11 protein-coding genes and 1 pseudogene are annotated in these 13,682 nt (G+C 70.1%); 4 read left to right on the forward strand and 8 right to left on the reverse strand.

The features are described 5' to 3' along the window. Positions 1-532 precede the first annotated feature (532 nt). Positions 533-1,318 (forward strand): S16 family serine protease, encoded by a 786-nt coding sequence (locus J5X86_RS29415; protein WP_208519731.1) that lies wholly within the window; start codon positions 533-535, stop codon positions 1,316-1,318. Here J5X86_RS29415 and J5X86_RS29420 read toward each other — a convergent pair. From J5X86_RS29420 to J5X86_RS29435, 4 genes are all read right to left on the reverse strand, one after another. Continuing rightward, complete coding sequence (locus J5X86_RS29420; RefSeq protein ID WP_208519733.1) at positions 1,257-2,663, reverse strand: MFS transporter; 1,407 nt, start codon at positions 2,661-2,663, stop codon at positions 1,257-1,259. The two genes, J5X86_RS29415 and J5X86_RS29420, sit on opposite strands and share 62 nt — an antisense overlap. Before the next feature lies 1 nt (position 2,664). Continuing rightward, on the reverse strand, positions 2,665-2,883 hold the full coding sequence (locus tag J5X86_RS29425; RefSeq protein ID WP_208519734.1) for a hypothetical protein: 219 nt from the start codon (positions 2,881-2,883) through the stop codon (positions 2,665-2,667). Between the two features lie 21 nt (positions 2,884-2,904). Then, a complete protein-coding gene (locus J5X86_RS29430) occupies positions 2,905-3,501 on the reverse strand; it encodes a transcriptional regulator (RefSeq protein WP_243981767.1) in 597 nt (198 codons plus the stop codon). Positions 3,502-3,596: 95 nt separating this feature from the next. Then, the gene (locus tag J5X86_RS29435) at positions 3,597-4,064 is read right to left on the reverse strand and encodes an Lrp/AsnC family transcriptional regulator (RefSeq protein WP_014061065.1); all 468 of its coding nucleotides are present in this window, start codon (positions 4,062-4,064) and stop codon (positions 3,597-3,599) included. Positions 4,065-4,211: 147 nt separating this feature from the next. On the opposite strand from J5X86_RS29435, the gene hppD reads away from it, so the two are divergent. Next, positions 4,212-5,360: a 4-hydroxyphenylpyruvate dioxygenase gene (hppD, locus tag J5X86_RS29440; RefSeq protein WP_208519736.1), complete on the forward strand. Its 1,149-nt coding sequence runs from the start codon at positions 4,212-4,214 to the stop codon at positions 5,358-5,360. A gap of 34 nt (positions 5,361-5,394) precedes the next feature. Here the strand turns inward: hppD and J5X86_RS29445 are convergent. Both J5X86_RS29445 and J5X86_RS29450 read right to left on the reverse strand, forming a co-directional pair. Next, positions 5,395-6,144: pseudogene (locus J5X86_RS29445) on the reverse strand (ferredoxin reductase); the annotation flags it as partial. Positions 6,145-6,488: 344 nt separating this feature from the next. Next, positions 6,489-8,030, reverse strand: a complete 1,542-nt coding sequence (locus J5X86_RS29450; RefSeq protein WP_208519737.1) for an MFS transporter — start codon at positions 8,028-8,030, stop codon at positions 6,489-6,491. An 804-nt stretch (positions 8,031-8,834) separates the two neighbouring features. Between J5X86_RS29450 and J5X86_RS29455 the strand changes: the two genes are divergently transcribed. Together J5X86_RS29455 and J5X86_RS29460 are read left to right on the forward strand one after the other, a co-directional pair. Then, the gene (locus tag J5X86_RS29455; RefSeq protein WP_243981768.1) at positions 8,835-9,830 is read left to right on the forward strand and encodes a teichoic acid biosynthesis protein C; all 996 of its coding nucleotides are present in this window, start codon (positions 8,835-8,837) and stop codon (positions 9,828-9,830) included. Between the two features lie 132 nt (positions 9,831-9,962). Next, positions 9,963-11,330: an FAD-binding oxidoreductase gene (locus J5X86_RS29460; protein WP_119988994.1), complete on the forward strand. Its 1,368-nt coding sequence runs from the start codon at positions 9,963-9,965 to the stop codon at positions 11,328-11,330. 76 nt (positions 11,331-11,406) lie between these two features. On the opposite strand, the gene J5X86_RS29465 is transcribed toward J5X86_RS29460, so the two are convergent. Both J5X86_RS29465 and J5X86_RS29470 read right to left on the reverse strand, forming a co-directional pair. Beyond that, entirely contained in the window at positions 11,407-12,456 is a 1,050-nt protein-coding gene (locus tag J5X86_RS29465; protein WP_208519741.1) for an NAD(P)-dependent alcohol dehydrogenase, read from the reverse strand. A gap of 113 nt (positions 12,457-12,569) precedes the next feature. Further along, positions 12,570-13,490: a helix-turn-helix transcriptional regulator gene (locus J5X86_RS29470; RefSeq protein WP_208519742.1), complete on the reverse strand. Its 921-nt coding sequence runs from the start codon at positions 13,488-13,490 to the stop codon at positions 12,570-12,572. Positions 13,491-13,682 lie beyond the last annotated feature (192 nt).

A 13,682-nucleotide genomic window follows, 5' to 3' on the forward strand; every position in this document is an offset into this window, starting at 1 on the left:
ATGAAGCGGCGGCGCGGATGAGCGCCGTCGCGAAGGCGCGACCGCCGCCGCGCGGGCGGCCCGGGCCCGGCGGCGGCGCTGGACCCGTGTCGGGCGTGACCGTGGCGGCCCCACTGGGCCCGCCCCGCCCGCGCGGGTCGGCGCGGCCGCCAGGCCGGGTGCCGGGTGCCGCGCGCCTGCACCCGTCGGCCGGGCGCCACGAGCTGAGCCAGCCGTCCGTACCCGCCCGGCCCGCCAGGGCTCGTGCCTGCCCGGCCCACTAGGGCCCGCGTCCGCTGCCCGCCCAGGGCTCGTGCCCGCCGCCCGTCAGGGCTCGTGCCTGCCCGGCCCACTAGGGCCCGCGTCCGCCGCCCGCCCAGGGCTCGTGCCCGCCGCCCGTCAGGGCTCGCGTCCGCTGCCCGCCCAGGGCTCGTGCCCGCCGCCCGTCAGGGCTCGTGCCCGCCGCCCGACAGGGCCCGCGTCCGCCGTCCGCCAGGGCTTCGGGGGTCGGGGTGGCGCCTCGTCCGTCCCGGCGGTCAACTAGATTCGCACCATGCCTGCCGTCTCCCCCCGCGCCCGCATCCTCGCGCTCTGCTCCGCGCCCGTGCTCGCCCTGCTCGCGGTGGCCGCGTTCGCCCCGCTGCCGTTCACCGTGGCCCAGCCCGGTTCGACCATGAACGTCCTCGGCGCCGACCGTGGCAAGCAGGTGATCAGCGTCTCGGGGAGCGGCACCCGCAAGACCAGCGGGCAGCTCCGGATGACGACGATCCTGGCCACCGGCCCGGACGCCACCGTGCGGCTGAAGGACGTGATCAGCGGATGGTTCGCCACCGATCGCGCGGTCATGCCGCATGACTCGGTCTACGTCGGCGGCACCACCAAGGAGATCGAGCGGCACAACGCCGAGGAGATGCGGGAGTCACAGTCCTCGGCCACCAGCGCCGCGCTCGGCTATCTCCACCGCTCCCCGCGCGACGTCAAGGTCACCCTGCGCCTGGCCGACGTCGGCGGGCCGAGCGCCGGACTGCTCTTCTCCCTCGGCGTGATCGACAAGCTGGACGGGGACGGCCGCGGCGGCGATCTCACCGGTGGCCGGACGATCGCGGGCACCGGCACCATCGATGCCAAGGGCAAGGTCGGGGCCGTGGGCGGGGTTCCGCTGAAGACGCAGGCCGCCAAGCGGGACGGCGCCACGGTCTTCCTGGTGCCGAAGGCCGAATGCGCCGATGCCACCGCCGAACTGCCCAAGGGGCTGCGGCTGATCCCCGTCACCACCCTCAAGGGTGCCGTGACGGCTCTGCGGGCGCTGCGGTCGGGCGGCGCGGTCCCGCACTGCTGAGCGGTGCCGCGGTCCTCTGGTCAACCGCCGTCCTCTCGTCCACCGCCGCCCTCTGGCCCACCGCTGTCCTCTCGTCCACCGTCGTCCCCTCGTCCATCCCGCGCCAGGCCGGGAAGACCAGCGGGCTGAGCGTGGCCAGGAAGTAGACCCCGCCCGTCACCAGGAAGGCGGCGGTCAGCCCCACGCCCTCCACCAGACATCCGGCCGCGAGCCCGCCGAGCGGCATCACCACCCACACCCCCGCGGTGAGCGCGCCTGAGACCCGGCTGCGCAGCTCATCGGGGACGGCCTCATAGGTCACCGTGGTCAGAATCGGGTTGAGCATCCCCGCCGCGACCCCACTGGCCGCCATCGTCACGGCGAGCGGGGACACACCGGGGACGAACGCGGCGATCAGGAAGCGCGGCAGCCCGCACACCAGGAAGCTCACCGCGAAGACGGTCCGGCGCGAAAAGCGGTCGCCCACCGCCCCGTAGAGCAGCGCCCCCACCAGCGCACCGCCGCCGAACAGCGCGGTGAGCAGCCCCAGTTGCACCGAACCGCCCAGGTGCCGCTCGGCGTGGACGGGCAGCAGTACGGAGGACAGGCCCTGGTCGAGGCCGTTGGTGACCATGACCATCAGCACGATGGCCAGCAGCAGCCGATGGTGCAGCAGAAAGCGGTACCCCTCGCGCAGCTCCGCGCGGTAGGCGCGGGCGGACACCGGCACGACGGGCTTGCGCGGCGCGGCGGCGGGCAGCCCGCGTAGCCCCGCCATGATCAGCAGCGCGGAGGCCGCGAACGTCGCCGCGTCCAGCAGCAGTACGGAGGGCGGGCCGAGCAGCGCGATCAGCAGCCCCCCGACCGCCGCGCCCAGCATCCGGGCCCCGCGTGAGGCCCCGTCGTAGAAGCTGGCGGCGCGGCTGAGGGTGGTGCCCGCCCGTTCGGCCAGCGCGGGGACGAGCACCTGGCGGGCGGTCTCGCCCGGTGCGTGGAGCAGTCCGCAGAACGCCATCAGCGCACATAACTGCCAGAACCGCAGCAGCCCGGCGAAGTGCAGCACCGGAATCGTGGCGACGGCCACCCCGCACAGCGCGTCGGAGGCGATGGAGACCCGCCTGCGGCCGACCCGGTCGATGACCGGCCCGCCGATCACGGCGGAGACGACCACCGGCAGGGTCGCGCAGAAGGACACGAACCCGGCCTTGGCCGCGCTGCCCGTGGTCTCCAGGACGAACCACGGGACGGCGATCAGCGTGAGCGAATTGCCCGCTATGGAAACGGTGTTGGCGGCGAGGACGAGCATGAGCGGTCTTCGGTCACCGCTGTTTCCCCGGCGCTCTCTGTCTCCTGTGTCGTCGGTCATGTCAGTGGTCGAACCGCGCGGTCAGACCGGATTGCGGCAGCCGTGGGGTGGCCAGCCGCAGCCCGACCTCCACCAGCGTCCAGCCGAGCCGGGCGCGCAGCGCCCGGGCGCGGGCGGGGCGGGTGCGGCGGTGGGGCCGCCGGGGCGCTTCGTGAGCCTCATGCTGGAGACGCTCGGCGCGTATTCGGTGGAGCCACAGATGGATCTCGTCGCCGTACATGTCGTTCCCCCCAGGGATCGGTCAGTCCTCTTCGCGCGGGAAGGCATGCAGATGGACGCGGTACGGGGCGGAGCCCTCGGTGTCCCGGTCCACCTCCTTCTCGCGGTAGCTCTCGATCACTTCGTGCACCTTGTCGCGCATTTCGCTGGCGAGTTCGGGCGTGAGACGCATGGCGAAGTCGCTCATGTCCGAAGCGCTGCGCCATGCTGAGGGCCAGTCGTGCATGGTGCTGAACCAGGTGGACAGGTCCTGGCCGTGGATGGTGGCCCACTCGTGAAGCAGGGTGTTCATTGCTCCGCGTACGGCCGGGTCGGGGCTGGTCAGAAACCTGTCGGTACCCACCCGCACGCCCCGCTGCGCCGCCTTCCACCACCGCTCCCGCCCCTTGCCCCGCTCCGGATCGTCCTTGACGAAGCCGTGGGCGGCCAGCTGTCGCAGATGGTAGCTCGTGGCGCCGCTGGACTCGCCCAATCTGTCGGCCAGTTGGGACGCGGTGGCCGGTCCGTACTCGCGCAGCGCCCCGAGCAGACGTATCCGCAGCGGATGCGCGAGCCCGCGCAGGGAGCGGGGGTCGAGCACCCGGACGTCGTCGGGCGCAGGCTCTTCGTTCTGTGCCATGCGCGGCAGCGTAAGCATGCAAAGACTCAGTTGCAACACTTTCTTTGCAATGGAGTCTTTGGATCCTTTTCAGGAACCTCTATGCGCCCCAGCCCTCAGTCCAGCGCCGCCTGCCGCACCAGCGGGATGATCCGCAGCGGAACCGCGTTCTCCATCACGATCGCCGTCGAGGCCCGGACAATCCCCTCGAACCCCACCACCAGGTCGATCACCCGCTGAAGGTCGGCGTTGGAGCGGGCCACCAACCGGCAGAGCATGTCCCCGTGGCCCGTGGTGGTGTGCAGCTCCAGCACCTCCGGAACGGTCGCCAGATGGGCCCGTACATCCTGCCCCTGCCCCTGCTTGATCTCCAGCGTCGCGAACGCGGTGACCGGATAGCCGAGCGCCGCCGGGTCCACATCGGGGCCGAAGCCGCGGATCACCCCCTGCGCCCGCAGTCGGTCCAGCCGCGCCTGCGCCGTGCCGCGGGCGACACCGAGGCGGCGCGACGCCTCCAGTACGCCTATCCGCGGTTCCTCGGCGAGCAACTCGATCAGGCGGGCGTCGAGCCCGTCGATTCCCATGCGGTCCCCCCTTGAGGTCTCCGTGGTCTCTGTGACGGTAGTCACCCTGTACAGGATGCTCTATTGCTTATGGCTCCGGCTATACACACTGACCAGCGTTTTCGCGAAGTGTTGCGCACCTTGAACCATGGGAGGACGCTGCGAAGTATGACTGAGACGACAGAGATGCTGCAGCAGGGGGACGCACGGCACGCCGACCCGTTCCCCGTGAAAGGGATGGACGCGGTCGTCTTCGCCGTCGGCAACGCGAAGCAGGCCGCGCACTACTACGCCACCGCCTTCGGCATGAAGCTCGTCGCCTACTCCGGTCCGGAGAAGGGCAGCCGGGAGACGGCCAGTTACGTCCTCGTCTCGGGCGGCGCCCGCTTCGTGTTCACCTCCGTCATCAAACCGGTGAGCGCCTGGGGCCGCTTCCTGGCCGAGCATGTCGCCGAGCATGGCGACGGTGTGATCGACCTCGCGGTGGAGGTGCCGGACGCGCGCGCCGCGTACGCGTACGCCGTCGAGCACGGCGCCGCCGGGATCGAGGAGCCGCATGAGCTCAAGGACGAGCACGGCACGGTGGTGGTGGCCTCCATCCGCACCTACGGCGACACCCGCCACACCCTCGTCGAGCGCACCGGCTACGACGGCCCGTACCTGCCCGGCTTCGCGGAGGCCGAGCCGATCGTCGACCCGCCCGCGCGGCGGAACTTCCAGGCCATCGACCACTGCGTCGGCAATGTGGAGCTCGGCCGGATGGACGAGTGGGTCGGCTTCTACAACAACGTCATGGGCTTCACCAACATGAAGGAGTTCGTGGGCGACGACATCGCCACCGAGTACTCCGCGCTGATGTCGAAGGTCGTGGCTGACGGCACCCGCAAGGTGAAGTTCCCGCTCAACGAGCCCGCGGTCGGCAAGAAGAAGTCGCAGATCGACGAGTATCTGGAGTTCTACGGCGGCCCCGGCGTCCAGCACATCGCACTCGCCACCAACGACATCGTCGCCACGGTGCGGGCGATGCGCGCGGCCGGGGTGCGGTTCCTGGACACCCCGGACTCGTACTACGAAACCCTGGGGGAGTGGGTCGGCGACACCCGCGTCCCGGTGGAGACCCTCCACGAGCTGAAGATCCTCGCCGACCGTGACGAGGACGGCTATCTGCTGCAGATCTTCACCAAGCCGGTCCAGGACCGGCCGACGGTCTTCTTCGAGCTGATCGAGCGGCATGGCTCGATGGGCTTCGGCAAGGGCAACTTCAAGGCCCTCTTCGAGGCGATCGAGCGCGAGCAGGAGAAGCGCGGCAACCTCTGACCGTCACGCGGGGCGGGCCGCCGCCTCGCGGCCCGCCCGGCGCGGCGCGCACGGTGATCCCGGACCGGTCGAGCACGACCTCGAAGGCACCCTGCCAAGGCACGCCCTGCGCCTTGGCCTGGAACCGCTCCACCTGGAGGGCCCCGGCCGGTCACGCCCGGCACCGCTCCTCGACGGCGGCGAGGAGCGGCTCGGGGCCGCAGCAGTAGACGAGGGTGTCGGGGTCGGGATCGCCGAGGTAGTCGTCGAGGTCGAGCAGACCGTGCCGGTCCTGCGGGTGTACGGTCACGGCCTCGCCGTACCCGGCCAGTTCGTCGAGGAAGGCCATGGAGGAACGGCTCCGGCCGCCGTACAGCAGCCGCCAGTGCGCCCCGGCGGCCTCGACCGCCGCCGGCATCGGGAGGATCGGGGTGATCCCGATGCCGCCCGCGATGAACAGGTAGCGCCGGGCCGGCCGCAGGGCGAAGTTGTTGCGCGGTGTCCGTGTCCGCACCTCTGCGTCCACGTGCAGCTTGGCGTGCACGTACGCCGAGCCGCCGCGGCCCTCCGGGGCGTGCAGCACACCGATGCGCCAGGCCGACCGGTCACCGGGGGCACCGCACAGCGAGTAGTGACGGACCAGGTCGTTGTCGAGCAGCAGCTCGATGTGGGCACCGGGCTGCCACTGCGGGAGCGGCTCACCGTGGGGGTGGCGAAGGGTCAGGACGGCCACGCCGTCGGCTGCTTCGGTCCGTTCCGCGACGACGAGTGGAATCTCGTGTTCGGGAGTGGGGGGATTGCTCAAAGTGGTTTCCCGCTTTCACAGGAGACAGAGCGAGACCCGCACTACCCAAACCGGCGCACGGGCTGACGCAAGGGACAGGTCAGTTCGTGGATCGCGCGACGGAAGGCAAGGCAACGGACGACGTTTTCCAATACGAACCCTAGCGCATATACGCCCCAGTGCATTGCTGAATCGTTATCTTCGATCTCTCTCTGAGTGCGCATTCCAGCCACGTTTATCAAGAGGTCTGATCCGGCTGTTCTGTGCGCGTCGTCATGGTCTCCTCCAGGGGGCGCGAGAGCCGCCGCTCACCGGGGCAGGCGGCGGTTCTCGCGCCGTTCGGGGGGTTCGGGGGGTTCGGGGGGTCAGCCCATGTGCACCGGGGCCGGGCCGCCCTCGGCGTGGTGCTGCCTGCCGGCGTTGACGGCGAACGCGGTGACGGCCAGGCCCGCCAGGAACATCGCGCCGGCGGCCACGAAGGCCATGGTGTAGCCGTGGGTCACCGCGTCGCCGGCCCGGGCGACCAGGGCGAAGTCCTTGGTGGACAGGCCCCGGTAGAGGCCGGCGGCCGCCTCGGGGAGCTTGTCGTCGGCGGCCGACGTGGAGATCGTCGAGAGGACGGCGAGGCCGAGGGCGCCGCCGATCTGTTGGGCGGTGTTGAGCAGCGCGGAGGCGACCCCCGTGTCCTGGTGGTCGACCCCGCTGACCGCGCCGAGCGTCATCGGGACGAAGCTCATGCCCAGGCCGAGGGCGGTCACGAACATCGCGGGCAGGAGGTGGGCCGCGTAGGAGGAGTCCGGCTCCAGGGTGGCGAACCAGAACATGCCGCCGGCCGCGACCAGCAGACCGGGACCGGCGATCAGCCGGGGCGCGTGGTGGGCGACCAGCTTGGAGCTGATGCCCGCGGCGGCGGCCATGCCGAAGCTGAAGGGGAGGTAGGCGAAGCCGGTCCTGACCGGGCTGTAGCCCAGGATGAGCTGCATGTAGAGGGTGAGGAAGTAGAAGGTGGCGAACATGCCGGAGCCGATGAACAGCATCGTGGCGTAACTGCCTGAGCGGTTGCGGTCCTTGAACAGGCGCAGCGGCATCATCGGGTCCGCGGTCCGGGCCTGGAGGAACAGGAAGGCGGCGAGCAGTACGGCGGAGGCCGCGAAGGAGGCCAGGGTGAGACCGCCTGTCCAGCCGTGTTCGCCGCTCCGTGTGATGCCGTAGACGAGGGAGATCAGGCCGCCGGTGCCGGTGACGGCGCCGGGCACGTCGAGGCGGCCGGGGTGCCGTTCGGCCTCGACCAGGGTGCGGGTGCCGGCCAGTACGGCCAGGCCGATGGGGATGTTGACGAAGAACACCCAGCGCCAGTCGAGTACGTCGGTCAGCGTGCCGCCGAGCAGCAGGCCGACCGTGGCGCCGACACCGCCCATCGCCGCGTACACACCCATCGCGGTGTTGCGCGGCTTGCCCGCGGGGAACGTGGTGGTGATCAGGGCCAGGGCGCTGGGCGCGGCGAGCGCGGCGCCGACACCCTGCAGGATGCGGGCGCCGATCAACAGCCCCTCGTTCGGGGCGAGTCCGCCCAGCAGCGAGGCGAGGGTGAAGACGATGATGCCCGCTTGGAACATCCGCCGGCGGCCGAACAGGTCGCCGGCCTTGCCGCCGAGCAGCAGCAGGCCACCGAAGGCCAGGGCGTAGGAATTGACGATCCACGCCAGGTTCGCGTCGGACACGCCCAGGTCGGTCTGGATGGCGGGCAGGGCGATATTGGTGATCGTGGCGTCGAGGACCACCATCAGCTGGGCGGCCGCGATCACGACGAGGGCGAGCCCTAGATGACGGCCTCCTCCTGCCGAGATCTCCGACGTGGTGGTGTCCCCCCGCGAGGACGCGGGGGTGACCGTACTGCCAGCAGACATTGCAAAGCTCCAAAAAAGGACAGGAGAATTCCCCGGGCGAGCGAGCGGCAGACAGAGAAGCCGCACTTCGTTTCGAGGAAAAGGCCAGGACGAACCCCCATCGGAGAGAGGGGAGGCGTCGGTCATGCAATCCGAGAACGGCACACCGATACAGCATGCGAACTGAACTCGGGACGAGCAAGAACCTTAACACCCGCACGGCACGGGCGAAGAAACGAGATCGGGATGTGAGATGTGTTCCTGATCGCGCTTGACAACGCGGATCAGAATGTGAACACAGGGATCGATCCTTGAAAGGCTGTGCTCACAGCTTGAGAAATAAATCAAGCGCTCACTGACTTCGGTATCCTCCAAATTCTGGATCCCGTCTTTTGGAAAGGAGATCGAAACCCGGGTCCGTGGCCGGGTGGCCGATCTCCTTCCCGCGAGCTGACGAGCCTCCGTCCCGGTGTCCCTGCCGTCGGCTACCGGATCCGGGGGTCTGGGCATCTCGGCGAACGGCCGTGAGGCGCGCCGTCGGCGGAGTGGCCACGTCGGGCTGAGAGCTTCGCGGGCGGGTGATCGCCTCGTGCCGGGCGGCGATGCGGGACCGCGCGAGAGGCCGCCCGGGCCGCATCCTCGTCTCGTCGGCGTTCGGCGCTACTGAGCTGTGCAGTTGTGCCGCCGGTATCAGAAAATGCGAACACCTGAACGGGAGCGCTTTCTCACCGTCTACACTCTCGGCGATCTGTTCACTCCAACACGGCGTGATCGCATGGGAGTTGTTGAGTATCAATGCACACGGAAAAGTACACTGCGGGTCGTTTGACCAGGCGTAGGTTCACCCTCGGCGGGGGCGTGGCCGCGGCCGGCGCGCTCGGTGCCTTCGCCGCCCGCGCGGGGGCCGCCACCGTGGCGGGGGGCCGGTTCGATCTGTCGGTGCCCTCCACCCCGCTGATCCGCGAGAAGACCCCGCACAACGCCACCGTGCTGCAGTCCTTCGCTTTCGATGACGTGGGCGGCCACCTCTACACCGTCCAACTGATGCAGGGTGGTATCCAGCTCAGCGGGGAATCCGCCCCCGTCTCCGGCGCCGACCGCGCCGCCCACGGCGATCTGTGCGTCACCAAGCTGTCCCTCGCCGGCGCGGAGCTGGGCTCCATGTACCTCAAGGGATTCGGGCACGGCGTCGCGATGGGCTGCGAGCCGGTCGGCTCCGCCGCGTATCTGTGGACCGAGTCGGACGCCAACCCCGACTCCGGCTACGGCCGCGCCATCAGCCGCTTCAAGTTCGCCGACGGCACCGTGCTGTCGTCCGGTTCGTCCTCGCTGGTCAAGCACCGCCCGGTGGCGGGCTCCACCAGCAACCAGCCCGCCGTCGACATGCTCAACCGCCGGCTGCTGCTGCGCTACCGCCTCGGCGGCGAGGCCCGCTACCGGCTGATGAGCCTCTCCGGGGTCAGCGCTGGCGACTACACCGCCGTGTACGACGACATACCCCAGACCGGCGTCGAGGACGGCGAGGTCTTCCAGGGCTTCACGGTCCTCGGCGACTACGCGTACCAGATGACCGGCACCGCCTACACCGACGAGGACGGCGCCAACCCGCCCTCCGGCCACGGCAACACCTACGTCTCCTGCATCGATCTGCGCACCGGCGAACTCGTTCAGCGCGCCCGCACCGAGGCCGCCTACTCGCTGAGCTACCGCGAGCCGGAGGGCCTGGCCGTCCAGCTTTCCAGCCCCCGACGGCTGTGCATGGGCTTCGCCTCGGGCGCCGCCGGAGACCGTAAGGTCAGCGTCTACTACAAGGCGCAGTAGAGCCCGCGAGGCGCGGCCCTCCTGGCGGCTCTCCTCGCCGCCTGTCCCGGGGCCCTCCTCGTGGCAATTTCGCGGTAACCCGTCCGCTGCCGCGATCTTCCCCGCGCGCTTCCCGGGTGCGAGGCTGGACACATGACGGACCTCATCGAGCTGCTGCGGGAGGGCCTCCCCGAGGAGGCCGTGCTGACCGACCCGGATGTGACCGGGGCCTACGCACACGACATGGCGAGCTTCTGCGAGGCGGGCGCGCCCGCCGTCGTCGTCCTCCCGCGCACGGTCGAGCAGGTGCAGCACGTCTGCCGCACCGCCACCGCGCTGCGCGTCCCGGTCGTGCCCCAGGGCGCGCGCACCGGCCTGTCGGGCGCGGCCAACGCGTCCGAGGGCTGCATCGTGCTGTCCCTGGTCAAGATGGACCGGATCCTGGAGATCAACCCGGTCGACCGGATCGCGGTCGTCGAACCGGGCGTGATCAACGCGACCCTGTCCCGGGCCGTCATGGAGAAGGGCCTCTACTATCCGCCGGACCCCTCCAGCTGGGAGCAGTGCACGATCGGCGGCAACATCGGCACCGCGTCCGGCGGGCTGTGCTGTGTGAAGTACGGCGTCACCGCCGAATACGTCCTCGGGCTCGATGTCGTCCTCGCCGACGGGCGGCTGCTGAAGACCGGCCGCCGCACCGCCAAGGGCGTCGCGGGCTATGACCTGACCCGGCTGTTCGTCGGCTCCGAGGGCAGCCTCGGCATCGTCGTCGGCGCGGTCCTCGCCCTCAAGCCCGCCCCGCTGGAACAGCTCGTCCTGGCCGCCGAGTTCCCCTCCACCGCCTCCGCCTGCGACGCCATCTGCCGGATCATGGAGCGCGGCCACGCCCCCTCGCTGCTGGAGCTGATGGACCGGACGAGCGTCCGCGCGGTCAACGCGATGGGGAACATGGGCCTCCCGGAGTCCACCGAAGCCCTGCTGATGGCGGCGTTCGACACCCCGGACCCGGCCCCCGACCTCGCCGCCGTCGCCGAGCTGTGCACGGCGGCCGGTGCGACGGAGGTGGTCCCGGCCGAGGACGCCGCCGAGTCCGACATGCTGCTCCAGGCCCGCCGGATGACGCTTCCGGCGCTGGAGGCGGTCAAGGGCGTCACCATGATCGACGACGTCTGTGTGCCCCGCTCCCGGCTCGCCGAGATGATCGACGGCACGGCCGCCATCGCCGAGAAGCACGCCCTCACGATCGGCGTCGTGGCCCACGCCGGGGACGGCAACACCCATCCGACGGTGTGCTTCGACCCGGCGGACCCCGACGAGTCCCGGCGGGCCCGGGAGTCGTTCGACGAGATCATGGCGCTGGGTCTTGAACTCGGCGGCACCATCACCGGTGAGCACGGCGTCGGCGTCCTCAAGCGGGAGTGGCTGGCGCGGGAACTGGGCCCGGTGGGGGTGGAGTTGCAGCAAGGGATCAAGCAGGTCTTCGATCCGCTCGGCCTGCTCAACCCGGGCAAACTGTTCTGAGGCCGCCCGGACCCGGGGGTGGTCCGGACGGCCTCGGCTTCAGAACCTGATCACGCCGTCAGCGAGGCGACGTCGATCAGGCATTCAGGGAGGCGATGTCGATCACGAAGCGGTACCGCACATCGCTGCTCACGACGCGGTCGTACGCTTCGTTGATCTGGTCGCCGTTGATCACCTCGATCTCCGCGCCGAGCCCGTGCTCGGCGCAGAAGTCCAGCATCTCCTGCGTCTCCCGGATGCTGCCGATCTTCGACCCGGCCATCGACTTGCGGCCCATGATCAGCGAGAACTGGCTGAAGGCGCTGGGGTTCTCCGGCGCACCCACGTGCACCAGCGTGCCGTCGACCTTCAGCAGCGACAGGTAGCCGTCCAGCGGGAGGTTCGCCGAGGTCGTGTTGACGATCAGGTCGAAGGTGCCGGCCAGCTCGGTGAAGGTGGAGTCGTCACCGGTGGCGTAGAAGTGGTCGGCGCCCAGCCGCAGCCCGTCGTCCTTCTTACGGAGCGTCTGGCTCAGCACGGTCACCTCGGCGCCCATCGCATGGGCGATCTTCACGCCCATGTGGCCGAGGCCGCCCAGGCCGACGATGGCGACCTTCTTACCGGGACCGGCGTTCCAGTGGGCGAGCGGGGAGTAGAGGGTGATCCCGGCGCACAGCAGCGGGGCGGCGATGTCCAGCGAAATCCCCTCGGGGATGCGCAGGGCGTAGTTCTCGTCCACCACGATGTGGGTGCTGTAGCCACCGTAGGTGGGGGCGCCGTCGTACTCGTTGCCGTTGTACGTGGCCACCTCGCCCTTGAGGCAGAACTGCTCCTCGCCCGCGAGGCAGTTCTCGCACTCGCGGCAGGAGTCGACGAAGCAGCCCACGCCGACCCGGTCGCCCACGGCGTACTTGGTCACACCGGGGCCGACCTCGGCGACCACACCGGCGATCTCATGGCCGGGCACCATCGGGAACTGGGCGGAGCCCCATTCCTCGCGGGCCTGGTGGATGTCGGAGTGGCAGATACCGGCGTAGGCGATCTCGATGAGGATGTCGTGCTCGCGCAGTGCGCGGCGCTCGACGGTGGTCTTTTCCAGCGGGGCCTTCGGAGCGGGGGCTGCGTAGGCGGTGACGCTGGTGGTCATAGAGCTGTCTCCTTGGAAGAAATGAGGGGAATGCGATGAATGCGGGGGGTGGCAGGCATGGGGGTGGTCAGGCGAATAGCGCTAATGGTGTAAATAGTGTGAAATCGGTGAGATCAGGGGGAAACGTCGGAGGACGGTCCCCCCGAAGGACGCGCACCGGAAGAGGGCGCGGAGGAACGGGCGGAAGGAGGCGCGGTCCAGCTCGCCAGCAGCCGCAGGGCCGCCTCGGAGGGGGAGCCGGGCTCGACCGTGTACATACACAGCGCCTGGTCGGGATCGCCGGGAACGGCCACGTTCTCATAGGACAACGTCATGTCCCCGACCACCGGATGGTGGTAGCGCTTGACGCCGTGGGTCTTCTCCCGCACGTTGTGGTCCGCCCACCACTTGCGGAAGTCCGGGCTCTTGATGGTGAGCTCGCCCACCAGCTCGGTCAGGCGGGGGTCCTCGGGATGGCGCCCGGCCTCCAGCCGGAGTGAGGCCACCATCTCCGCCGCGACCGTCTCCCAGTCCGTCCACAGGGAACGGGCCGCCTCGTCGAGGAACATGAAACGGGCTATGTTGCGCTCGTGGTGCGGGAGCGCCTCGAAGTCGATGATCAGCGCCCGGGCCAGCCGGTTGGAGGCCAGGACATCGCCCCTGCGGCCGAGGACGAAGGCCGGTGAGATCCCGTCCAGCGTCCGCAGCAGCGCATGCACCCCGGGCCGCACCCGCTGGGGGCGGGGCGGCCGGCGGCGCACCGTGCGCCGGGGGCGCGGCCGGGTCAGCTCGAAGAGGTACGCGCGCTCGGTGTCGTCGAGCTGCAGCGCACGGGCCACGGCGTCCAGCACCGTCTCCGACACATTGAGGTGGCGGCCCTGTTCCAGACGCGTGTAGTAGTCCGTGCTCACCCCGGCCAGCTGCGCCAGCTCCTCGCGGCGCAGCCCCGGCACTCGACGGGGGCTGTCGTTGGTCACGCTCACGCCCGCGTCCCCAGGGCTCAGGCGAGCCCTGCGGGTCCGCAGGAACTCACTGAGCTCGGTATTGCGGTCCATGGGTTCCAGTATTGGCAACGGAAGTGCCATCCGAGCGTGTCAAAGTAGGTCTGTTGAACCTAGGCCGGGCGGTGCCAGGCGGGCCGTCGCCGCTCGTAAGGCTTCGTGGCGCTCGCACGGGAGAGTGGTGGCGAGGAGCTGTGGGCGCCGTCGGCGGGCCGGTCTGATAGACCATGACAGCGCGCGTTCCGG

Origin of the sequence: Streptomyces sp. NEAU-YJ-81 (assembly GCF_017592595.1) — a bacterium.
Taxonomy (GTDB): Bacteria; Actinomycetota; Actinomycetes; order Streptomycetales; family Streptomycetaceae; genus Streptomyces; species Streptomyces hygroscopicus_B.

Coding starts and splice junctions, on each gene's coding strand:
- J5X86_RS29465 (WP_208519741.1), bottom strand. CDS start 12,456: ATGACCACCAGCGTCACCGCCTACGCAGCCCCCGCTCCGAAGGCCCCG.
- J5X86_RS29425 (WP_208519734.1), bottom strand. CDS start 2,883: ATGTACGGCGACGAGATCCATCTGTGGCTCCACCGAATACGCGCCGAG.
- J5X86_RS29450 (WP_208519737.1), bottom strand. CDS start 8,030: ATGTCTGCTGGCAGTACGGTCACCCCCGCGTCCTCGCGGGGGGACACC.
- J5X86_RS29430 (WP_243981767.1), bottom strand. CDS start 3,501: ATGGCACAGAACGAAGAGCCTGCGCCCGACGACGTCCGGGTGCTCGAC.
- hppD (WP_208519736.1), top strand. CDS start 4,212: ATGACTGAGACGACAGAGATGCTGCAGCAGGGGGACGCACGGCACGCC.
- J5X86_RS29460 (WP_119988994.1), top strand. CDS start 9,963: ATGACGGACCTCATCGAGCTGCTGCGGGAGGGCCTCCCCGAGGAGGCC.
- J5X86_RS29470 (WP_208519742.1), bottom strand. CDS start 13,490: ATGGACCGCAATACCGAGCTCAGTGAGTTCCTGCGGACCCGCAGGGCT.
- J5X86_RS29420 (WP_208519733.1), bottom strand. CDS start 2,663: ATGACCGACGACACAGGAGACAGAGAGCGCCGGGGAAACAGCGGTGAC.
- J5X86_RS29435 (WP_014061065.1), bottom strand. CDS start 4,064: ATGGGAATCGACGGGCTCGACGCCCGCCTGATCGAGTTGCTCGCCGAG.
- J5X86_RS29415 (WP_208519731.1), top strand. CDS start 533: ATGCCTGCCGTCTCCCCCCGCGCCCGCATCCTCGCGCTCTGCTCCGCG.